The organism is Leisingera sp. ABD4_442 (assembly GCF_056160905.1).
In genome coordinates, this window is sequence record NZ_JBSWYB010000043.1 from 15,354 (window position 1) to 36,443 (window position 21,090).

Below are 21,090 nucleotides of genomic sequence, written 5' to 3' on the forward strand. Positions count from 1 at the left end.
GTATTTTCAGGAAAGATGAAGCCCTGGCTTTTTTCATCTTTCCGCAAATACTCCGGGGTGAATTGGCCAAAGGCCAAGAGGGGCAGCGCCCCTCCCCTGAAACGAAAAACGCCCCGGTCTCCCGGGGCGTTTCTTTTTGGCACTTACCTAGTTCGTTATGATCTCCGGCCCCATCACCGCATTTGGCAGCACGGTCGACAGCCAGGGCACATAGGTGATCAGGATCAGGAACACGAACAAAACCGCCAGGAACGGCAGCGCTGCCCGCACCACCCCCATCATCGGCATCCCCGCCACACCCGAGGTCACAAACAGGTTGAGGCCCACCGGCGGGGTGATCATGCCGATTTCCATGTTCACCACCATGATGATGCCCAGGTGGATCGGGTCGATGCCCAGCTCGATGGCAATCGGGAACACCAGCGGCGCCACGATCACCAAGAGGCCCGAGGGCTCCATGAACTGGCCGCCGATCAGCAGGATCACGTTGACGACGATCAGGAACATCACCGGCCCGAAACCGGCGGACAGCATCGCATTGGCGATATGCTGCGGCACTTGTTCGTCCGTCAGCACATGCTTCAGGATCAGCGCATTAGCGATCACAAACAGCAGCGTCACGGTCAGCTTGCCCGCTTCAAACAGCGTATGCTTGGTATCGCTGTGGAAGAAAGCCGTCACCAGCGCATAGGGTTTCTTCAGCAGCGGCGTCTTGGCCTCCCCCTCGCCATTCGACAGCGGCCCCATGTCCTTGTAGACAAAAGACGCGATCAGGAAAGCATAGACCGCCGCCACCGCCGCCGCTTCAGTCGGGGTGAAGATCCCGCCATAGATGCCGCCCAGGATGATCACGATCAGGAACAGCCCCCAGCCCGCTTCACGGCCTGAGGTAATGATCTCGCCCCAGCCCTTCCACTCGCCTTTGGGCAGGTTCTTGACCTTGGCCATCACATAGATGGTGACCATCAGGAACAAACCCGCCATCAGCCCCGGAATTACCCCCGCCAGGAACATCCGCCCCACGGAGACCTCAACCGCCGCCGCATAGACCACCATCACAATCGACGGCGGGATCAGAATGCCCAGGGTGCCAGCGTTACAGATCACGCCTGCCGCGAATTCCTTGGAATACCCGACCTGCCGCATGCCGGCGATCACGATGGAGCCAATGGCAACCACGGTCGCCGGCGACGACCCGGACAGCGCGGCAAACAGCATACAGGCAAACACGCCCGCAATTGCCAGCCCGCCCGGCAGATGGCCAACGCAGGCGATGGAAAAGCGGATGATCCGCCGCGCCACGCCGCCCGTCGTCATGAAGCTGGAGGCCAGGATGAAGAACGGGATCGCCAGCAGCGTGAAATGCCCTTCAAAGGCTTCAAACAGCGTGCCTGCGACTGACGCGAGCGAACTGTCGGAGTAGATCAGCAGAAAGATGGTGGAGCTGAGACCCAAAGACACCGCAATCGGCACCCCGATCAGCAACAGGCCGATCACCATCGCAAAGAGGATTACCACTTCCATCAGTCATGCTCCCCGCTCTGCGCCTGCACTTCTGCAATTTCATCTTCGACCTCGTGGCTGGCGACCAGCCGGTCGGCCTCGCCGCGGGCAATCTGGAATGCCGCCTGGATGAATCGGAACACCAGGAGCAGCATCGACACCGGCAGCACCACGTAAGGAACAACTTTCGGCAGTTTCTCGTAAGCGTCGCCGTAGTTGATCAGGTCCTCCAGGAACCGGAAGACCGCCACCATCGGCACGTCCTGCACCTCATAAAAGCTCTGGCTGCGCGCCTTCATGTCGAACCCGGTCGGGAACCAGCGCCCCGAAGTGGGCGGCAGGTCGGCAAACACCGCCCAATAGTCATAGGCGCCCTTCAATAGCAGCAGCGAGAACACGATGCAGCAGCCGGCGGCAAACAGCCCGACTGCGCGGCGCGCGCCGGGCGCCAGCATGTTGACGATGGCATCGACCCCCAGATGCGCATGGGTCTTGACCGCATATGACGCCCCCAAGAGCACCAGCCAGGCAAACAGGAACACGGTCAGCTCCAGCGCCCATAGAATGTTGGAATTGAACACAAACCGCGCGATCACATTGGCAAAGGTAATCGCCGTCATCAGCCCCAGCAGAAGCGCGATCAGGGTTTCTTCGAGTGAATTGATAAGCCCGCTCGGGCCGGTTCTGGACCCCGCCATGGCTGCCTCCCAATTTTTACGGAAAGGGTGCAGGCGGCGGATCCCCGCGCCGCCTGCCTGAGCCGGGGCGCCCGCGCGGGGCACCCCGGAGCGGCCTGGTTTACAGGCCTGCGTTGATGGCTTGCGCCGCGTCGATCTTTTCCTGGCCGACGTCGCCTGCAAATTTCTCCCACACCGGCTTCATCGCCTCGACCCAGGCCGCGCGCTGCTCAGGCGTCAGTTCGCGCACCACGCCGCCGGCGTCGATGATCGCCTGGCGCGCTTCACCGTTCACCTTGGTCGACTCGGCGTTGCGCACCGCGGTCACCTCGTTGAGGATGGTCAGGAACTGGTCACGCACTGCCGGATCCAGGCTGTCCAGCCAGTCCACGGAGGTCACCACCAGGTAATCCAGCGCGCCGTGGTTGGTCTCGGTGATGCCGTCCTGCACCTCAAAGAACTTCTTGCCGTAGATGTTGGACCAGGTGTTTTCCTGCCCGTCCACAACACCCTGCTGCAGCGCGCCGTACACTTCGGAGAACGCCATTTTCTGCGGGCTGCCGCCGATCGCTTCCATCTGCGCCACCAGCACGTCAGAGGACTGCACACGGAACTTCAGCCCGTTGGCATCCGTGGGCTCGACCAGCGGCTTGTTGGCGGACATCTGCTTCATGCCGTTGTGCCAGTAGCCCAGGCCCTGCAGGCCGCGGCGCTGCATCGAGTCCAGCATGTCCTGGCCGGTCTCAGACGCCTGGAACGCATCCACCGCTTCGATGTTCTTGAACATGAACGGCAGGTCGAACAGGCGGAACTGCTTGGTGAATTTCTCGAACTTCGACAACGAGGGCGCGGCCAGCTGCACGTCGCCCTGCAGCATTGCCTCCAGCACCTTGTTGTCATTGTACAGGGTGGAGTTCGGATAGACCTCCATGCACATGGTGCCGTCCATTTCTTCGTTCACGCGCTTTTCCAGCAGCGAGGCCGCAATCCCCTTGGGGTGCTTGTCGGTGTTGGTGACGTGGCTGAATTTCACCACGATCTCGCCGTCGTCACAGGCCGCGCTTGCGGCGCCTGCGGTAACGGCCAGTGCCAATGCGGTGGCGGCGGTTGTCAGGAATTTCATGGTTTTTCCTCCCAGAAAAATCGTCTGTAAATCCGATGGTGCGCTCAGCGCAGGGCTGAGGCCTGGGCAAAGCATCCCAAGTTGCGGAAAACCGCTCAACAGTTGATTCGGGAATCACCAGAGCGTGGGATTCTCCACGTCTTTGCATGGGTTTACGGGGCACGTCTAAGACGCATCAGCAGCGCTTTCCGCAAGCTGTGCGAAATCCCGCACAGGGCTTTCCGGGCTTTGTGCGGAAAACCGCACAAATGTTAGCGCCGGACAGCCAGACACGGGAATCGCTTCCTTCTTCTGGCTGAAAATATCCCCGCCGGAGGCAACTCGCCTCTCCCAATGCGCCCCGGCCCGGGGTGTTGCGTCCCCACCGTACGCACTGCTTGCGCCTCCTTAACCCGGGCTTGCGATACTCAATCCCGTCGCGACACCGGTGCGGACTGACACCCCGCACCACCAGGAGATCACAGGGCCCCCGAGACCACCTCTTCATTGGGTGCAGGGGCGTCCCGCATCGAAGGCTTCAGCGGACACGGGGGTTTGCGACCCCCGTCCTCCCTCCGCCCATGGCCCACCCCAGGGCTTCCCGGCGGCGCCGCCTCCTTAACGACCCCGGCCCAAACGCCGGACCGGACGAACCGCAAGGCCCCCAGCCCAGCTGCCCTCAGCGGCGGTAATCCTCGGGCCGGATGCCATAGCGGGCCAGCTTATCGTAAAACGTCTTGCGCGGCAGCTTCAGGGCTTCCGCGGCCGCAGCCGCGCGCCCGTTGGCCCGCCCCAGCGCCGCAATCAGCAGCGAGCGCTCCACCTGCGCCATCTGCTCTGCCAGCCCCAACCCGGCGACAGCGGCCGCCTCCTCCGGCATCCCCAGCACAAACCGCATCGCCGCCGACATCAGCGACCGTGCATTGCCCGGCCAGTCCTGCGCCATCAGCGCGGCCAGATGATCCTGGCTGATCTCCGGCGCCCCGATCCCCGCCTGCTCTGCAGCCTGCGCCACGTAGTGGCGGAACAGCACCGGGATGTCGCCGGGGCGTTCAGCCAGCGAGGGGATCCGCACCCGCATCACATCCAGCCGGTAAAACAGATCGGCGCTGAACCCGCCCGCCTCTGCCCTGCCTGCCAGATCAGCGCTGGAACCCGCGATGATCCGCACCCCGCCGCCCTGCTCCAGCTGCGCCAGCAGCGCATACTGCGCCGCCTCCGGCAGCGCCTGCACCTCATCCAGGAACAGCGAGCCGCCCGCCGCCTCCTGGCACAGCTCCGCCACGGTTTCCGCCACCAGCCCGGCGGCCGGGCGCTTCACAAAGGGCCCCTGCGCGGCGGGTGACATCAGATGGATGACCTCCGCCACCTTGGAAATGCCGCTGCCCGGCGCACCGGTGACCAGCACCTCTGCGCCCGTCGGCGCCACCGCCCGCACCCGCTGGCGCATTTCCTTGGCCTGCGGCGAGGTCCCGAACAGCAGCCGCGCCGCCGGGTCGCCGGTCTCCAGCTGGTGCTTCAGCCGCCGGTTCTCCAGCACCAGCGCCCGGGTCTTCAGGGCGCGCTCCAGCACCGGCAGGAAGTCGGCGGGCGCACAGGGCTTCTCCAGGAAATCAAAGGCGCCCTGCGACATTGCCTTCACCGCCATCGGAATGTCGCCCTCGCCGGTCAGCAGCACCACCGGCAGTTCCTCGTCGGCGCCGCGGGCATAGTCCAGCAGGTGAAACCCGTCCCGCCCCGGCATCCGGATGTCCGACACGATAATGCCGTCAAACGCGCGCGTGATGTGATCCTTCGCCGCCACAAACGACCCGCAGGCCACCACATCCAGATCGTTCAGCTCCAGCGTCTGTGCCAGCGCCTCGCGCACCGCCGCGTCATCATCTACCAGCAGCACCTTGCGGGTCATGCGGCATCCCCCTTCTCTTCGCCTTCGCGCCACGGCTCCAGCTCCACCGTGAACACCGCACCGCCGCCGGTGTTGGCACCGCGGATATTGCCGCCAAAGCTCTGCACCAGACCGTATGAAATTGACAGCCCCAGGCCCATGCCCTCGGAACTGCCCACCGCCTTGGTGGAGTAGAACGGATCGAACATCTTCTCCGGCTCCTTGATGCCGGGGCCGCTGTCCTGCACCCGCACCAGCAGCCGCGGGCCAATGTCGACAGAGATCGAGATCACCTTCTCCACCTGCCCCTGCATGGCATCTGCGGCATTGTTGATCAGGTTCACAAAAACCTGCGTCAGCCGCACCTCGCCGCCCCAGGCAAATACCGGTCCGCCAAAGGCTTCCGGGGTCCAGCGCAGGTCAATCTGGTCGGTTTTCAGCCGCGGCGCCGTCAGCTCCACCGCCGCACCGATCACCTGCAGCAGATCCACCTGCCCCATCGGCTCGCTCTCATTGCGCACGAAGGCGCGCAAATTCTTGATGATCCGCGCCATCCGCGCCGCCATGTCCGCGATCCGGCCCAGGTTTTCCCCCGTGCGCTCCGCCTTGCCGCGCTGCAGGAAGGCAGCACCGTTCTCGGCATATTGCTGGATTGCCATCAGGGGCTGGTTCAGCTCATGGCTGATTCCTGCCGACATCTGGCCCAGCGCCGACAGCTTGCCCGCCTGCACCAGTTCCTGCTGCGCGCGCTTCAAGGCGGCCTCGGCCTCCTCGCGCTCGCGCACCTCGCGGCGCAGCTGGGCGTTGGCCGCCGACAGGTCGCGGGTGCGCTGCCCGACGCGGCATTCCAGCACCGCATTGGCCTCCGCCAGGGTGCGGCGGCGTTCCATCACGATGAACAGCATGGCACCAAACGCCAGGCACACCGCCGCCAGCGCCGCTGCCTGCAACAGCGCGATCCGCCGGGCCGGCGCCACATCCACCAGGATTTCGCCGGTCATGCCGATGACCGGCAGCCCCACTGTCAGATGCAGCGCCTGCGCAGGCAGATAGGGGCCGCCCTTCAGCGACCAGATTTCATGCCCGGCGTAATACTCCCGGCCTGTCACCCGCGGGCTCTGCCCGTCCGCGCCGCGCCGCCAGAACAACAGCTCCGACCGGTTGGCGATGAACACCTCGCCGCCTTCATCGGTAAAGAACACCGCAGGCAGCGAGCCGCGCCAGGTCTGCTCCACATCGCCCACATCCGCGACCACCACCAGCGCGCCCCGCACCCGGCCATCCGCGGCAAAGGCAGGGGCCGCATAGAAATAAGCCCGCTTGCCGCCCGCCTGCAGCACCCCGTGGCCGGTACCCAGCGCGCCCTGCGTGGCGCGGACAAAGTAATCCTCCGCCGCGACGCTGGCGCCGGTCACCCCTTCGGCCGCCGCCAGCACCCGCCCGTCCGCAGCGGCAAAGAACACATCCAGCGCCGCGGTCTTGTCGGCAACCGCGCGCAACAGCTCCGCCGCCATCTGCCGCGCTGCGGGCGCCGCAAGATCCGCCAATGCCGGATGCTCCGCCGTCAGAACGGCCAGCTCCTGGTAGACCTGCAGCTGGGTGCTGACCCGGTCCGAGGCCAGCGCCAGATCCGCCGCGCTGCGCTCTGCCAGGCCGTTCAGCGCCTGCCGGTAGCCATAGGACCAGACCGCAAGCGCCAGCGCCGCCACCGCGGCAAGGAACCCGGCAGGCAGGCTCCAGCGAAGGTAATGCTGTGTTTTCATTACGGCAGATTATCAAAGCGCCCCTTGCATTGACCAGATGCAACGGCAACATCCGGTACATGAAAACGCTGATCCAGTCCCCGACCGATCCCGCCTTTGTGCAGGACCCCTATGCTTTCTACGCCGCAGCCCGGGAACAGGGCCAGTTGCACCGCTGGCAGGACTTCGGCATGGTGGCCGCCTTCGGCCATTCCGCGGTGCATATGCTGCTGCGCGACCGCCGTTTCGGCCGCGAGCTGCCCGCGGAACTGCGCACACCCGGCCCCGCCCACCTGGCCCCCTTTCTGGCGGCAGAGGCGCATTCGATGCTGGAGGCCGAGCCGCCGCGCCACACCCGCCTGCGCAAACTGGTGCTGCGTGCCTTCACCTCGCGCGGGATCGCGGCGCTGGAACCGGGCATCCGCAGCCTGTGCCACCAGCTGACCGATGCCTTCCCGGACCAGCCCTTCGACCTGCTGGAGGCCTATTGCACCCAGGTGCCGGTCACCACCATCTGCCGCCTTCTAGGCGTGCCGGAGGAGATGGGCCCCCGCCTGGTGGACTGGTCGCACAAGATGGTGGCGATGTACCAGGCCGCGCGCACCGAGGCGGCGGAACACGCGGCGGCGCAGGCGGCGCAAGAGTTCACGGACTTCCTGCGCGGCTACATTGAAATCCGCCGCAGCCAGCCCCGCGACGACCTGATCACCCGTCTGATCGCCGCTGAGGAAGAAGGCGACACGCTGTCAACGGACGAGCTGATCGGCACCTGCGTGCTGCTGCTGAACGCGGGCCACGAGGCCACCGTCCACGCATTGGGCAACGGTGTGAAGACGATGCTGCAGCAGGGCTGGAACCCGGACTGGCTGGCGCCCGAAGGCATCGAACGGCTGGTGGAGGAAATCCTGCGCTACGACCCGCCGGTGCATCTGTTCACCCGCTACGCCTATGAGGAGGCAGAGGTCTTTGGCCATACCTTCCAGCGCGGCGATCAGGTGGCGCTGCTCCTGGGTGCGGCCAACCGCGACCCCAAGGTTCTGGACAGCCCGGAGCGTTTCGACCCAGCCCGCCCGCCCAAGGTGAACAAGAGCTTTGGCGGCGGCCTGCATTTCTGCGTCGGCGCGCCGCTGGCCCGGCTGGAAATGCAAATCGCCCTGCCGATCCTGTTCGAACGCTGCCCCGGCCTGAAACTGGCGGCGCAGCCGGAGTACGCAAACACCTACCATTTCCACGGGCTCACCCGGCTGCTGGTCACCCGCAGCTGAAGACCCGGGCGCTCCCGCCCGCGCCGCGGGGATCACAGATCCCCTTGCGCGGTTGGGCCGGGCGCCGCTGGCGCGGCGCGGCGCCCTCCCCATTTCACTTTTCGCAAAATACTCCGGGGGTGAGGCGCCTCGGCGCCGAGGGGGCAGCGCCCCCTTTCGCGCCCTTCCGCGCCCGGCCGGGATGTCACTCCGGCAAGGCAGGCAGGGCCGCCATGCCCGGGCTGTTCAGCAGCCACCTCCGGAAGGCAGCCACCTTGGGATCATTCCACTTCTGCCGCTCGCCAATCAGCGCATAGGATCCTTGCGGGGTAGCGCAGGCCATCTCCGGGAAGGGCAGCACCAGATCCCCCCGCTCCAGTTCATCGCGGCACAGGACCAGATCCGCCATCACCACGCCGGTGCCGATCACCGCGGCGCGGGTGGCCATATCGAGATTGGGAAACACCTCGCCGCCGGCCGGGTCCACCCCATCCACCCCGAAATGCTGCAGCCAGGTGTGCCAGTCCTGGCGGCGCGGGGTTTCGTGCAGCAGCCTGAGCCCCGCCAGCGCCGCCGGCCCCTCCGCCAGATCCGGCAGCAAAGACGGAGCGCAGGCAGGCGAGAGGATCATGCCGAACAGCGGCATGACCTCGATATCCGCAGGCCGTCCCGGGATGTTTTCCAGCGAGATGCCAAGATCGTACTCCGACCTTTCAAACCCATTGCTGCCATAGAAGTCGGTGGCCAGCCGCAGGGTGATCTCCGGATGCGCGGCGCGGAACAGCTCCAATTGCGGCAGCAGCCAGCGCAGCGACAGGGTCGGCGGGCAGATCACCCGCAGTTCGGAGGCATCCGCCGCGATCCGCTCCACCTCGTGCAGCATCTTGGCAAAGGCCTCTGTCAGCACCGGATAAAGCCGCCGCCCGGCCTCCGTCAGCTCCACCCCGCGGGCATGGCGGTGGAACAGCTGCACGCCGATGTGCTCCTCCAGGATCTTGATCTGGCGGCTGACGGCGCCGCGGGTCACGAACAGCTCCTCCGCGGCGGCGATATAGCCCTGGTGGCGTGCGGCGGCCTCAAAGGCGCGCAGGGAATTGAGGGGCGGCAGGCGCATCAGATCACCATGGGTCAGTTTTCCTGATCCATGGTGGAGATTAACTGGTTTGCGCGCAAGCCCCTGCGGGCGGTACCTCTGTCATCCAGATTGGAGGGACTGTCATGGTTACTGAATTCGGACATGCGGGAGCGCAGCCCGCCGCCTCTATGGCCAGCCGCGTCCTTCGTTGGATCGCGGGCTTTCTCGGGTCGAGGAAAACTCACCCATGCATATCCGCACTGCGTCAGGAGGTGCAGGTGCCGCGCCGCGATCTGGAACGGCTGAGCGAAATCTCTCCGCACCTTTTGGCGGATATTGGCGTGAAGCCGGAGAGCGCCGCCGGGGAGACCTCCCCCTGGCGGCTGGAAGACGGGCGGCATCTGCTGCTGCGCCCGCCTTTGTAACAGAGCCGCCCGGCCGTCCCATGGCCGGGCCGCAGCCGCGCGCGCCTTCAGCTGCCCAGCGGCAGCATGGTGGTCGACTTGATCTCCTCCATCGACAGAAGCGCGGTCACATTGTGCACTTTCACCTCTGAAATCAGCGCCTGATAGAAGACGTCATAGGCACGCGCGTTCTGCACCCGCACCTTTAGAATATAGTCGATGTCGCCCGCCAGCCGGTGCGCCTCTTGCACCTCCGGGCGTTCCTGCAGCGCCTTCAGGAACTTGGCCTGCCATTCCGCCTCATGCTCCGAAGTGCGGATGAGGACAAAGAAACAGGCCTCGAACCCCAGGGAATCCGCATCCAGCAGCACCGTCTGCTGGCCGATCACCCCGGCCTCTTTCAGCTTGCGGATGCGATTCCACACCGGGGTCTTGGAGGACCCCACCCGGCGGGCTATTTCATCCAGCGACTGGCTGGCGTCGCGCTGCAGTTCAGCCAGAATTTTCCGGTCCGTGCCGTCGATCCGCACCGTCATTCCTGTTTTCTCCTTATGTGAGGACCAATCGGCCCGGCGTCGCGCCCCAGAAAAACCAATGTTCTTATTTCTGCGCCCATATAGCGCAATACCGGGAATATTTCCTATATCTACCCCCAAGTCAAACGCACTCAGAGGGTCAAAGGAATGTCCGCACCATCGACACATGCTGCCAATGCCGCCACTCACGTCCGTGGCAGCATGGACTGTATGGTTGCAGGCCAGGTGTGCTTTGCGGGCTCCGGCCCCGGCGATGCAGAGTTGCTGACCCTGAAGGCCCTGCGCGCCCTGCAAGCCGCCGATGTGATCCTGCACGACCGTCTGGTCAGTGCAGAGATCCTGCAACTGGCTGGCCCGCAAGCGGTGCTGGAAGATGCCGGCAAGGAAGGCTTTGGCGCCCAGGTCTCTCAGGCGGACATCAACGCCCGCCTGGTTGAACTGGCCAAGCAGGGCAAGAAGGTGCTGCGTTTGAAGGGCGGCGATCCGGCGATCTTTGCCCGCCTGGATGAAGAGCTGACCGCCTGCGAGGAAGCGGGCATCGCTTACAGCATCATCCCCGGCATCACCGCCGCCTCCGCAGCCGTGGCCGCCATCGGCCAGAGCCTGACGCAGCGCGGCCGCAACACTTCGGTCCGGTTCCTGACCGGCCATGCGATGAGCGGCTTTGCCGATCACGACTGGGCTGCACTGGCGCGCCCGGGCGAGGTTGCCGCCGTGTACATGGGCAAGAAGTCCGCCCGCTTTGTGCAGGGCCGCCTGATCATGCATGGCGCCGCGCGCTCTACGCCGGTCACGATCATCGAAAACGCCTCGCGCCCCGAACAGCGGGTGCTGGAAACCAATCTGGACCGCCTGCCCGCCGACCTCGACGCGGCTGGTTTTGACGGCCCTGCCCTTACATTCCTGGGCCTTGCGCCGCGCAAAGCGGCCCAGGCCCTGAACGATCTCAAAACGGAGCTTGCATAATGGCCCGCGCTTTTACGCCCAAAGTCATCACTGCCAACGACCTGCTCGAAGGCGACGTGATCTACTTCACCGCTGAAAACACCTGGACCCGGCACATGTCCGAGGCCGAGCTGATCACCGATGAGGCCGAAGCCCAGCTGCGCCTGATCGAAGCGGAGAAGCAGAACATCAAGATCGTCGGCGCCTATCTGGCCGACGCCAAGGCAGGCCCGAACGGCCCCGAGCCGACCCACTTCCGCGAGGAATTCCGCCGCACCGGCCCCTCGAACTACTTCCATGGCAAGCAGGAGGCGCAAGCCAATGTATAAGTACAACGAGTTTGACGAAGCCTTCCTGGCTGAACGCAACGCCCAGTTCCGCGCCCAGGTCGAGCGCCGCATCGACGGCTCCCTTACCGAGGAAGAATTCCGCCCCCTGCGCCTGATGAATGGCGTCTATCTGCAGCTGCATGCCTATATGCTGCGGGTTGCGATCCCCTATGGCACCCTGAACCCCGATCAGATGCGCGCCCTGGCGCTGCTGGCCGAGAAGTGGGACCGCGGCTATGGCCATTTCACCACCCGCCAGAACATCCAGTACAACTGGCCGAAACTGCGCGACCTGCCGGACATGCTGGACGCGCTGGGTAAGGTTGGCCTGCACGCCATCCAGACCTCGGGCAATACCATCCGCAACACCACCGCCGACCATTTCGCCGGCGCAGCTGCGGAAGAAGTCACCGACCCGCGCCCCTATGCCGAGCTGATCCGCCAGTGGTCCACCGACCACCCGGAATTCCAGTTCCTGGGCCGCAAGTTCAAGATCGCCATCACCGGCAGCGACACTGACCGCGCCGTGATCAAGGCGCATGACGTGGGCCTGCAGGTGGTTGAGCAGGACGGCCAGATCGGTTTCAAGGTCATCGTTGGCGGCGGCCTCGGCCGCACCCCGATGATCGGCAAGACCCTCCGCGAGTTCCTGCCGCAGGCGGATCTGCTGCCCTATCTGGAGTCGGTTCTGACCGTCTACAACGTGCTGGGCCGCCGCGACAACAAGTACAAGGCGCGCATCAAGATCACCGTCTCGGAAAACGGCATCGACACCTACCGCGCGATGACCGAGGAAGCCTTCCTCACCATCCGCGGCCAGTACGACGGCACCGACCAGCAGCTGCTGGAAGAGATCAAGGCGCATTTCACCGCGCCGGAGTTCCGCTCGGGTTCCACTGAGGCGTTCGACACCGCCTATGAGAACGACCCGGTGTTCCGCGCCTGGGCTGACACCAACCTGGATCAACACCGCGCCGAAGGCCACGCCATCGCCACCATCTCGATCAAGGCGCATGGCGCGACCCCGGGCGATGCCTCGGCGGAGCAGATCCGCGTGATGGCGGACCTGGCCGAACAGTATGGTTATGGCGAGCTGCGCATCAGCCACCAGCAGAACGTGATCCTGCCGCATGTCCACAAATCGGACCTGCCCGCGATCCACGCCAAGCTGAAAGAGCATGGGCTGGCCACTGCCAACCTGGGCCTGATCTCGGACATCATCGCCTGCCCCGGCATGGACTACTGCAACCTGGCCACCGCCCGCTCGATCCCGGTCGCGCAGGAGATTGCCACCCGCTTTGACGAACTGAAGCTGGAGCATGACATCGGCCACCTGCAGATCAAGATCTCGGGCTGCATCAACGCCTGCGGCCACCACCATGTGGGCCACATCGGCATCCTGGGCCTGGACCGCGCTGGCGTCGAGAACTACCAGATCACCCTGGGCGGCGACGCATCCGAGAATGCCGCCATCGGCACCCGCACCGGCCCCGGTTTCGCCTATGACGAGATCGTGCCTGCGGTGGAGCGGATCGTGGAGACCTATCTGGCAGTGCGCGAGCACGCGGAAGAGACCTTTATCGAGACCTACCGCCGGGTTGGCATGGATCCCTTCAAGGCCGCGCTTTACCCCGAGGCCGCAAAGAAAGTCGCCTGATCTGATGTTCCAGACAGCCGGAAACAAGCCCGCCGGGGAAGCAGAGCTTCTCCGGGACCGGGAGCTGGCCGCCAAGGCGGAGGCGCTGAATGCGCGCTTCCGCCACCATTCGGCCACCTCGGTGATGGAGGGCGCATTGCGGGACGCGGGCCATATCGCCCTGGTCTCCTCTTTCGGCGCGGAATCCGTGGTGCTGCTGCACATGGCCGCGATCATCGACCCGATGACCCCGGTTGTGTTCGTGGACACCGAGCTCTTGTTCACCGAAACGCTGATCTATCAGCAGGAAGTGAGCGAACGCCTGGGTCTGCGCAATGTGCGCATCATCCGCGCCGACGACATCGCCGAAAAGGACCCCTACGGGGCCCTCAAGTTCAGCGACAAGGACGCCTGCTGCACCCTGCGCAAGACGGTGCCGCTGCAAAAGGCGCTGGCGAACTACGATGGCTGGATCACGGGGCGCAAGCGGTTCCAATCCGGCACCCGTGCGGCGCTGGAGTTCTTCGAGGTCGAAGAAGGCACCGGACGGCTCAAGATCAATCCGCTGGCCCATTGGGCGCCCGAGGACGTGCGCGCCTATATGGACGAGAACCGCCTGCCCCGCCATCCGCTGGTGGCCAAGGGCTACCCTTCGATCGGCTGTGCGCCCTGCACCAGCCCGGTCAAGGAAGGCGAAGACCCGCGCGCCGGCCGGTGGCGCGGCGAGAACAAGGAAGAATGCGGCATCCACGTGGTGGACGGCCAATTCGTACGCACAGGAGCGTGAGTGAGATGACTGTTATCGTGACCGACACTGGCTTTGCTGCCGACGACTGGACCGGCGGCTTTGACGGCGCCAACGTGCTGGAGCTGGCCTCGGATGCCAACCTGAACGAGGTGTCGCTGGACGGCGTGGAGCTGGTGCGGATCAGCTTCCCCAGCTTTGCAGACGGGCGCGGCTTTACCCTGGCCCGCCAGCTGCGGCTGAAAGGCTATGAGGGCCGCCTGCGCGCCTTTGGCCATGTGATCGCCGACCAATACGCCATGGCCCGCCGTTCCGGCTTTGACGAGGTGGAACTGACTGACGAGCTGGCCGCCCGCCAGCCCGAAGACCAGTGGCTGGCCCGTGCCAACTGGAAGGACCACAGCTACCAGGCCCGCCTGCGCGGCAGCACCGCTGCCCGCTAAGCCAGCCAGCCCCCGAACCCGGGGAAATCCTTTGCCAGACCGGTTCCGTTGCGTCCAGCACGGGGCCGGTTTCGCAAAACAAGGGGTTTCCCTGACATGTATCAAAGACTAATCAGAGGTGCCGGCTACTCCTCCGGCAGTGCAACCGATGAATGAGATGACACCCGTGACCGACACAGCAACCGACCCGAAACCGGCCAAAGCCGTGCCGGCCCTGCCCGACGCGCAGACCGTCACCCAGGTGAAACACTGGACCGACCGGCTGTTCTCCTTCCGCTGCACCCGGCCTGCCTCCCTGCGCTTCCGCTCCGGTGAGTTCGTGATGATCGGCCTGATGGGCGACCCGGACCCCAAGACCGGCAAGCAGAAGCCGCTGCTGCGCGCCTATTCCATCGCCTCGCCCTCCTGGGACGAGGAAATGGAGTTCTACTCGATCAAGGTGCAGGACGGCCCGCTGACCTCCAAGCTGCAGCACATCAAGGAAGGCGACGAGATCATCCTGCGCCCCAAGCCCGTCGGCACCCTGGTGCATGACGCGCTGGTTCCGGGCAAGCGGATCTGGTTCTTTGCCACCGGCACCGGTTTTGCCCCCTTTGCCTCGCTGCTGCGCGAGCCGGAAACCTATGAGAAATTCGACGAGGTGATCATCACCCACACCTGCCGCGAAGCAGGCGAGCTGACCTATGGCCGCGAACTGATCGAGAGCCTGAAGGACGACGAGCTCTTGAACGAGGTGATCGGCGAAGGTTTCTGGAAGAAGATCAAATACTACCCGACCACCACCCGCGAAGAGAGCCCCAAGATGGGCCGCATCACCGACCTGATGCGTTCCGGCGAGGCCTTTGCAGATCTCGGCGTGCCGCCGCTCAACCCGGAAAGCGACCGGGCAATGATCTGCGGCAACCTGGCCTTCAACCTCGAGCTTAAGGATCTGTTCGAGAACACCTATGGGCTGGAAGAAGGCGCCAACTCCAAGCCAGCGCACTTTGTGGTGGAAAAAGCCTTCCTGGACTGATCCGCATAGCCAGACAGCATTCCTCAAAGGCCGCACCGGTTCTGGTGCGGCCTTTTCCGTTGGACTTGTCAAATTCCAAAACATTCGCAAAGATCGCATTGGGACAATTTATGGTTTATTATTGGAAGGTGTTTTTTAATGGCTGTTTGGATTGGAACGTTGAATGGCGACTTCTATGACGGCACCGCAGAGGCGGATCAGTTAAACGGCAAGGCAGGGAATGACCGGATCCGCGGCTTCGGCGGGGACGATGCCATTGCCGGGGAAAACGGGCATGACACGCTGGAAGGCGGCGGCGGCAACGACACCCTCAACGGCGGCACCGGGGACGACAGCCTGAGCGGCGGCGCGGGCGACGACATGCTGATCGGCGCAGACGGCAGCGACACGCTGTTTTCCGGTGACGGCTACGACACACTGGACGGCGGCGATGGCGATGACGTCCTGCATGTGGACGGTCCCGGAAGTAAAAGCGTGAGCGGCGGCTGGGGCACCGACACATTTGTTGCCGATCTGTCCTGGGCGGAAGACGGGGCATGGCTGCGCACCCATTCCGCCAACGGCAACAGCCTGCAAATCATCAGCAACGGGCAGTTCCTGCTGAACGTGCAGCTGCCTGGTGTTGTGTGGGAGGAAGGCGCCTCCCAGCCACTCGCCAATGGCATCGAACAGGCGGATGTGACCGGCGGGTCCGGCAACGACACGCTGAACGGCTACGCAGGCAACGACACCCTGCGCGGGATGCAGGGCGACGATTCAATCGCGGGGTTCTTTGGCGATGATCTGCTGCAAGGCGGCGGCGGCAACGACCGGCTTGGCAACATTTACAATTTCTCTGTCACAGGCCTGGACCGGTCCGGCCTGGACCGGATTCTGGGCGGCACCGGCAACGACACCGTGAGCTTGGTCCACACCATCGCCGCGGGCGGCGATCAGGAATCCGCCGACGGCGGCGCCGGCCAGGACCACCTGGTGCTGGCAATCGCCGGGGACGAACACAGGGACATTGCCTTCCGGTCCGGCCAGGATCTTGTCCTGGAGGACGGGATGACCGCGCGGAACTTTGAAAACTTCAGCCTGATCAGCCATGGCGGCAATGACACGCTGCGCCTCTCCGCGCTGGATGCGGGCGCCTATGAGTGGCGGGCCGGCGAAGGCACCGACCGTCTGGTTTTGGACCTGCGCGGGATGCAGGGCGAGGCCAGCTTCGGCTACCGGCACGAAACCCTGTCCGGCCAATGGAACCGGGACGGCGGCACCACCACGATGGCGTTTTCATCCATTGAGCGGGTCAGCATCACCGGCAATGGCGCGGCAAACGGGCTGCTGGGGCTGGACGGGCGCGACACGCTGAAAGGCGGCGGCGGCAACGACACGCTTTTGGGCGGCGGCGGCAGGGACAAGCTGCTGGGCGGCGGCGGCTTTGACCGGCTGCACGGAGGCGGCGGCCGCGACAAGCTCAAGGGCGGCAACCGCAGCGACAGCCTCGAAGGCGGCAGCGGCAACGACCGCCTGACCGGCGGCAGCGGCGCGGACACATTGGACGGCGGCACCGGCAACGACCGGCTGACCGGCGGCAGGGGCGACGACGTCCTCCTGTTCCACGGGGAGACCGGCAGCGATGTGATCACCGACTTCAGAGCCGGATCGGACAAGCTCTCTCTTCTTGGCTACGGCGGTTTTGAAGAGCTGAACTTTGCCGAAAGAAACGGCGCCGTGGAGATTACCAGCGACGACGGGCTGCTGGATATCACTGTGCTGAACATGACCGTGGACACGCTCTATGATGCCGGCAATTTCCTGTAGGGGCTGGCCTTGAGCGGGTCAGCAGGCGGGGTGCCTGCCCCATTTTTGACACTGATTTGACGGGCGGCTGCCGCGACCCGTTTATCATTTGTTGGGGATGATTCTGTATTCCGGTTGCTGAGATCCAGAACGGAGCAGCTGACAATGCAGAATGAAATGGCCACCGGGCAATCCCCCGTCTTCCAGTCCGTCCGCACCGAGGCGGGCAAAGCCCGAGTCAAGGCGGCCCTGGCAGGGTTTCAGAACCGCCCCGGCCAGGTGCAGCCCTCCATCCCGGAGAAGATCGCGGCGGTCAAGGCACGCTATGACGCCCGCGCCATCACCCCCGCCGGCATTGATGAGATGTTCGATGCGCTGGTGCAGGCGGGCCAGCCGGTGACCGCGCCGATGCTGCTGCTGAACTCCATGGGGCTGAAATTCCGCAGCCATCTGGCCGGCCTCACCGGCAGCGCCTATGACGGGTCGAAACCGCTGGACCTGGCAGGCGTGGCGCAATTGCAGATCCAGCGCGCCCGCAAGTCAGGCGGCAGCGCCGGCGGCTGGGAAAGCTTCCTCGCCTTCCTGGCGCCGCAGCCGCAAACTGCGGGGCACTCCCCCATGGATCACATGGCCCGCGTCGCCCAGCAGGCCCAGGCCCGTCCCCACTGATCCTGTCTTGCAACCGGCGCCGGGATCCGCCCGCCGCCGGTTTTGTTTTGCCAGGGCGAACGCCCGGCCTTGTCAGTTGCTGCCTGCGGTGCTGTCGGTCTCCGCGGTGCCGGGCTGCTCCAGCAGGCCCTCCACCGCCTCATTGACGCTGTCCAGCGCCTCAGAGGCCGCGTCCTGCGCCGCCTCCGCTGCTGCTGTGCCGGCATCAGCGGCGGCATTGGCAGCCTCGCCCGCCTGATCCACAGCGCTGCCGGCCGCATTGGCCGCATCAGACGCCGCATCCGCCGCGGCATCAGCGCTGTCCGAGGCCGCATCCGCCCCCTGCTGCACCGCGTCCGAGGCGGCATCCGCAGTGCCCTGCGCCGCATCAACTGCGCCGTTCACGGCCTCTGCTGCTGCATCGGCCGCTTCATTCACCGTGTCCTGCACCGCATCCGCCGCGGCCCCTGCGGCCTCGGCACCGGCCTCAACCGCCTCTTCCACAGCGGTGGCGGCATCCTCCGCCGCCTGCTCGGCAGCCGCCGCGGGCTCCTCAGCCGCTTCCGGCTCGGTGCTGCTCTGCTCTTCCTGCAGCGCCGGCTGTTCCTGCGCATCCGCCGGCACCGGCTCCTGCGCCTCCTGGCCTGTCAGCAGCACATAGCCGCCCACTGCCGCGGCCCCCAGGGCAATCAGGATAACTAGCTGTTTCATATTCCACTCCTTCCTTCTTCCGGCCGCACCCGGGCCGGGCCGCGTCCTCTGCGGCGTCTGCCTGCCACATGGCGCTCCGCCCGGCCCGGCTCAAGGGGGAAGTTCGCGCTTTCGGCGTCACGGGCGGGCCGCTGCCGCCGCCAGGTGCAAAACTGGCGGAACGCCGCCGCAATCCTGTGTTTTCAAACCGTTGCCTTGGCGCGGCCAAACCGCCTTTTGCGCCTGTTTTAAGGGCCTTTTGCAACATGCGGCCTTGAAAAGCGGCTTTCCTGCCGCCATACCGCCCATAAGCCTTGAATCACACGCGCGGGGGCAGTAGCGTTCCCGCACTTTTTGCAATGACAGAAGGATCGCAGTCATAGCCCGCAGACCTCATAACGCGCCGCCGCAACGCGACACCGGCCCGCGCGTCAACGAAAAAATCCGCGCCCCCGAAATCCGCCTGATCGGCGCCGATGGCGAAAACGTCGGGGTTGTGCACCCGGCCAAGGCCATGGACATGGCGGCAGAGGCCGGATTGGATCTGGTTGAAATCTCGCCCAATGCCAACCCGCCCGTGTGCAAGATCATGGACTTCGGCAAGTTCAAGTACGAACAGCAAAAGCGCGAGAGCGAAGCCCGCAAGAAGCAGAAGATCATCGAGATCAAAGAGGTCAAGTTCCGCCCCAATACGGACACTCATGACTACGACGTGAAAATGCGCAATGTGGTCAAGTTCCTGGAAAACGGCGACAAGGTGAAGGTCACCCTGCGCTTCCGCGGCCGCGAAATGGCGCACCAGAACCTCGGCCGCGAGCTGCTGGAACGGGTCGCCGAGGACACCAAGGAAATCGGCAAGGTCGAGAACTTCCCCAAGATGGAAGGCCGCCAGATGATCATGCTGATCGGCCCGCTGGCCAAGAAATAATCCGTCTCAGAACGGTACCGCCATTCAGCCCCGCAGATATGCCTGCGGGGCTTTTTCATGGCCTGCCGCAATTGCGGTTAGCGCTGCCTTAACGCTTGCACGGTACAAGGGTGCCAAGGTTCCCAAAGGTGCAGGCATGAACAGTTTATCCGACGTCCAGAACACCGCTTTTATGGCCATCGGCCCCAGCCGCATTGCGGCGCTGTCGCTGCTGGCGCTGGCGCAGCACGACGGCACCGGCGAGGGGCCCGCCGCGGACGCGCTGGCGCTGTCGGTGCAACGGATTTCCGCCGCCCATGCCATGCTCAGCAGCGGGCTGGATGCGCTGCTGGCGGACTGCAGCTACAGCCTGCCGCAGGATCTGGCGGACAAGCGCCAGGCCTGCCTGGAAATGCTGGCGCCGCTTCACCGCGCCGTCACCCAGTCCGGCGGCGACGCGCTGGAGGAGGTGCGCCGGATCCCGGATCTGGCAGGGCTGTGCCTCTACCGGCTGGAGCCTGCGGTCTCTGCCTTTCTCAAGGATATGGTGGCCTGCCTGCGCGGCGCCCAGCAGCAGCGGGAGGAGGCCCGCGAGGAGAACATGCGCGCCACCATTGCCCATGCGGAGGGCGTGGGCCGCAATATCAAGTTCATTTCCTTCAATGCCTCGATCGAGGCCGCGCGGATCGGCGACATGGGCAAGGGCTTTGCCGTCATCGCCAGCGAAATCCGCGATCTGTCCGGCAAGACCCAGACCCTGCTGGAGGAAATGTCCAGCTATCTGAAGCACTGACGTGCAACAGGCACCGGTCTGCCGGTGCCTGCGCATGTGTTCTGGCCTGGCGGATCAGCCCGCCGCGGCCACCGCACGTTTGGCCATCACCCCCACCAGATGGGCGCGGTACGCCTTGGAACCGTGCAGATCGCCGATCATGCCGCCGGCATCCACACTCAGCCCATCCAGCGCATCCGGGGCGAAATTGGCATCCAGCGCCGCCTCCGCCTCTGCCCAGCGGAACACCCCCTCTTCCGAGGCGCCGGTCACGGCAACGCGTACGCCCGCGGCGTATTTCGCCACAAACACACCGACCAGGGCAAAGCGGGACGCGGGCTGCAGGAATTTCTGGTAATTGGCCTTTTCCGGTACCGGGAACCGCACCGCGGTGATGATCTCGCCCTCGTTCAGCGCAGTCTCAAACAGCCCGCGGAAGTAATCATCGGCGGTGATCTCGCGGGTGTTGGTGACGATGGTGGCGCCGCTCCCCAGCACCGCCGCCGGATAGCAGGCCGCCGGGTCGTTATTGGCGAGCGAGCCGCCGATGGTGCCGCGGTTCCTGACCGCCGGATCACCGATATGGCTGGCCAGCTCCGCCAGCGCCGGATAGGCGCCCGCCGCGGCCTCGGCCACGTCCGCATGGGTGGTGGCGCCGCCGATGCTGACCACGCCATCGCCGCCGCTGACACCCTTCAGCTCCGCGATGCCCGCAAGGCTCACCAGTTTCGACGGCATCGCCAGCCGCTGCTTCAGCGTCGGGATCAGCGTCTGCCCGCCGCCCAGCGCCTGCGCGTCCTCATCCGCCAGCGCGGCCACGGCCTCGGCGACGGTTGAGGGTTTCTCGAACTCGAATTCATACATCTTCTTTTCCTTTCCAAAGAGCGTTCAGGCTCTTCTTCTGGCTGGAAATATCCCGGGGGTGGGGGGGAGGGAAACCCGGGAAAAACCCAACCCGTTACCAACGCACAAAAAATCAAAAGGGGAAAAGGAACGGTAAGATG

At 65.0% G+C, this 21,090-nt stretch carries 21 protein-coding genes; 12 read left to right on the top strand and 9 right to left on the bottom strand.

Translation table 11 applies throughout. The features are described from left to right. Positions 1–147: 147 nt before the first annotated feature. The 5 genes from ACXAHG_RS20935 to ACXAHG_RS20955 all read right to left on the bottom strand — a co-directional run bounded on the left by ACXAHG_RS20935 (position 148) and on the right by ACXAHG_RS20955 (position 6,933). Positions 148–1,524, bottom strand: a complete 1,377-nt coding sequence (locus tag ACXAHG_RS20935) for a TRAP transporter large permease (protein WP_475043931.1) — start codon at positions 1,522–1,524, stop codon at positions 148–150. Next, on the bottom strand, positions 1,524–2,201 hold the full coding sequence (locus ACXAHG_RS20940; protein ID WP_475060432.1) for a TRAP transporter small permease: 678 nt from the start codon (positions 2,199–2,201) through the stop codon (positions 1,524–1,526). Before ACXAHG_RS20940 ends, ACXAHG_RS20935 begins: the two co-directional genes overlap by 1 nt. A 100-nt stretch (positions 2,202–2,301) precedes the next feature. After that, positions 2,302–3,303 carry a DctP family TRAP transporter solute-binding subunit gene (locus ACXAHG_RS20945; protein ID WP_475043935.1) on the bottom strand — a complete coding sequence of 334 codons (1,002 nt, stop codon included), beginning with the start codon at positions 3,301–3,303 and terminating at the stop codon, positions 2,302–2,304. Positions 3,304–3,961: 658 nt separating this feature from the next. Continuing rightward, positions 3,962–5,191, bottom strand: a complete 1,230-nt coding sequence (locus ACXAHG_RS20950) for a sigma-54-dependent transcriptional regulator (protein ID WP_475060435.1) — start codon at positions 5,189–5,191, stop codon at positions 3,962–3,964. Continuing rightward, positions 5,188–6,933, bottom strand: coding sequence for a sensor histidine kinase (locus tag ACXAHG_RS20955; protein WP_475060438.1), 1,746 nt, complete (start codon positions 6,931–6,933; stop codon positions 5,188–5,190). The genes ACXAHG_RS20950 and ACXAHG_RS20955 overlap by 4 nt, the downstream gene beginning before the upstream one ends. A 59-nt stretch (positions 6,934–6,992) precedes the next feature. Here ACXAHG_RS20955 and ACXAHG_RS20960 point away from each other — a divergent pair, with 59 nt between their 5' ends. Beyond that, positions 6,993–8,177, top strand: a complete 1,185-nt coding sequence (locus tag ACXAHG_RS20960) for a cytochrome P450 (protein WP_475060440.1) — start codon at positions 6,993–6,995, stop codon at positions 8,175–8,177. A gap of 184 nt (positions 8,178–8,361) precedes the next feature. On the opposite strand, the gene ACXAHG_RS20965 is transcribed toward ACXAHG_RS20960, so the two are convergent. Then, complete coding sequence (locus ACXAHG_RS20965; protein ID WP_475060443.1) at positions 8,362–9,270, bottom strand: LysR substrate-binding domain-containing protein; 909 nt, start codon at positions 9,268–9,270, stop codon at positions 8,362–8,364. 239 nt (positions 9,271–9,509) lie between these two features. Here ACXAHG_RS20965 and ACXAHG_RS20970 point away from each other — a divergent pair, with 239 nt between their 5' ends. Further along, positions 9,510–9,656: a hypothetical protein gene (locus ACXAHG_RS20970; RefSeq protein ID WP_475043943.1), complete on the top strand. Its 147-nt coding sequence runs from the start codon at positions 9,510–9,512 to the stop codon at positions 9,654–9,656. Positions 9,657–9,703: 47 nt separating this feature from the next. Here the strand turns inward: ACXAHG_RS20970 and ACXAHG_RS20975 are convergent, their stop codons facing one another. Then, positions 9,704–10,171 carry an Lrp/AsnC family transcriptional regulator gene (locus tag ACXAHG_RS20975; RefSeq protein ID WP_019295909.1) on the bottom strand — a complete coding sequence of 156 codons (468 nt, stop codon included), beginning with the start codon at positions 10,169–10,171 and terminating at the stop codon, positions 9,704–9,706. 210 nt (positions 10,172–10,381) lie between these two features. On the opposite strand from ACXAHG_RS20975, the gene cobA reads away from it, so the two are divergent. From cobA to ACXAHG_RS21015, 8 genes are all read left to right on the top strand, one after another. Beyond that, a complete protein-coding gene (gene cobA, locus ACXAHG_RS20980) occupies positions 10,382–11,137 on the top strand; it encodes a uroporphyrinogen-III C-methyltransferase (RefSeq protein WP_475060464.1) in 756 nt (251 codons plus the stop codon). Beyond that, a complete protein-coding gene (locus ACXAHG_RS20985; protein WP_475043947.1) occupies positions 11,137–11,445 on the top strand; it encodes a DUF2849 domain-containing protein in 309 nt (102 codons plus the stop codon). The genes cobA and ACXAHG_RS20985 overlap by 1 nt, the downstream gene beginning before the upstream one ends. Then, entirely contained in the window at positions 11,438–13,102 is a 1,665-nt protein-coding gene (locus ACXAHG_RS20990) for a nitrite/sulfite reductase (RefSeq protein ID WP_475043949.1), read from the top strand. Before ACXAHG_RS20985 ends, ACXAHG_RS20990 begins: the two co-directional genes overlap by 8 nt. A gap of 4 nt (positions 13,103–13,106) precedes the next feature. Then, the gene (locus ACXAHG_RS20995) at positions 13,107–13,868 is read left to right on the top strand and encodes a phosphoadenylyl-sulfate reductase (protein ID WP_039163138.1); all 762 of its coding nucleotides are present in this window, start codon (positions 13,107–13,109) and stop codon (positions 13,866–13,868) included. Positions 13,869–13,873: 5 nt separating this feature from the next. Then, positions 13,874–14,269, top strand: coding sequence for a DUF934 domain-containing protein (locus tag ACXAHG_RS21000; protein ID WP_475060446.1), 396 nt, complete (start codon positions 13,874–13,876; stop codon positions 14,267–14,269). A gap of 148 nt (positions 14,270–14,417) precedes the next feature. Next, complete coding sequence (locus ACXAHG_RS21005; RefSeq protein WP_475043955.1) at positions 14,418–15,284, top strand: ferredoxin--NADP reductase; 867 nt, start codon at positions 14,418–14,420, stop codon at positions 15,282–15,284. Positions 15,285–15,422: 138 nt separating this feature from the next. Next, a complete protein-coding gene (locus ACXAHG_RS21010; RefSeq protein ID WP_475060449.1) occupies positions 15,423–17,090 on the top strand; it encodes a calcium-binding protein in 1,668 nt (555 codons plus the stop codon). A 144-nt stretch (positions 17,091–17,234) separates the two neighbouring features. After that, positions 17,235–17,738: a hypothetical protein gene (locus tag ACXAHG_RS21015; RefSeq protein ID WP_475060452.1), complete on the top strand. Its 504-nt coding sequence runs from the start codon at positions 17,235–17,237 to the stop codon at positions 17,736–17,738. Positions 17,739–17,810: 72 nt separating this feature from the next. On the opposite strand, the gene ACXAHG_RS21020 is transcribed toward ACXAHG_RS21015, so the two are convergent. Then, complete coding sequence (locus ACXAHG_RS21020) at positions 17,811–18,428, bottom strand: hypothetical protein (RefSeq protein ID WP_475060455.1); 618 nt, start codon at positions 18,426–18,428, stop codon at positions 17,811–17,813. Positions 18,429–18,873: 445 nt separating this feature from the next. Between ACXAHG_RS21020 and infC the strand changes: the two genes are divergently transcribed. After that, entirely contained in the window at positions 18,874–19,335 is a 462-nt protein-coding gene (gene infC / locus ACXAHG_RS21025; RefSeq protein ID WP_475060467.1) for a translation initiation factor IF-3, read from the top strand. Positions 19,336–19,471: 136 nt separating this feature from the next. Continuing rightward, positions 19,472–20,107 carry a methyl-accepting chemotaxis protein gene (locus tag ACXAHG_RS21030; RefSeq protein WP_475060457.1) on the top strand — a complete coding sequence of 212 codons (636 nt, stop codon included), beginning with the start codon at positions 19,472–19,474 and terminating at the stop codon, positions 20,105–20,107. 54 nt (positions 20,108–20,161) lie between these two features. Here ACXAHG_RS21030 and ACXAHG_RS21035 read toward each other — a convergent pair whose 3' ends face one another. Then, entirely contained in the window at positions 20,162–20,950 is a 789-nt protein-coding gene (locus tag ACXAHG_RS21035) for an FAD binding domain-containing protein (RefSeq protein WP_475060460.1), read from the bottom strand. Between the last annotated feature and the right edge of the window lie 140 nt (positions 20,951–21,090).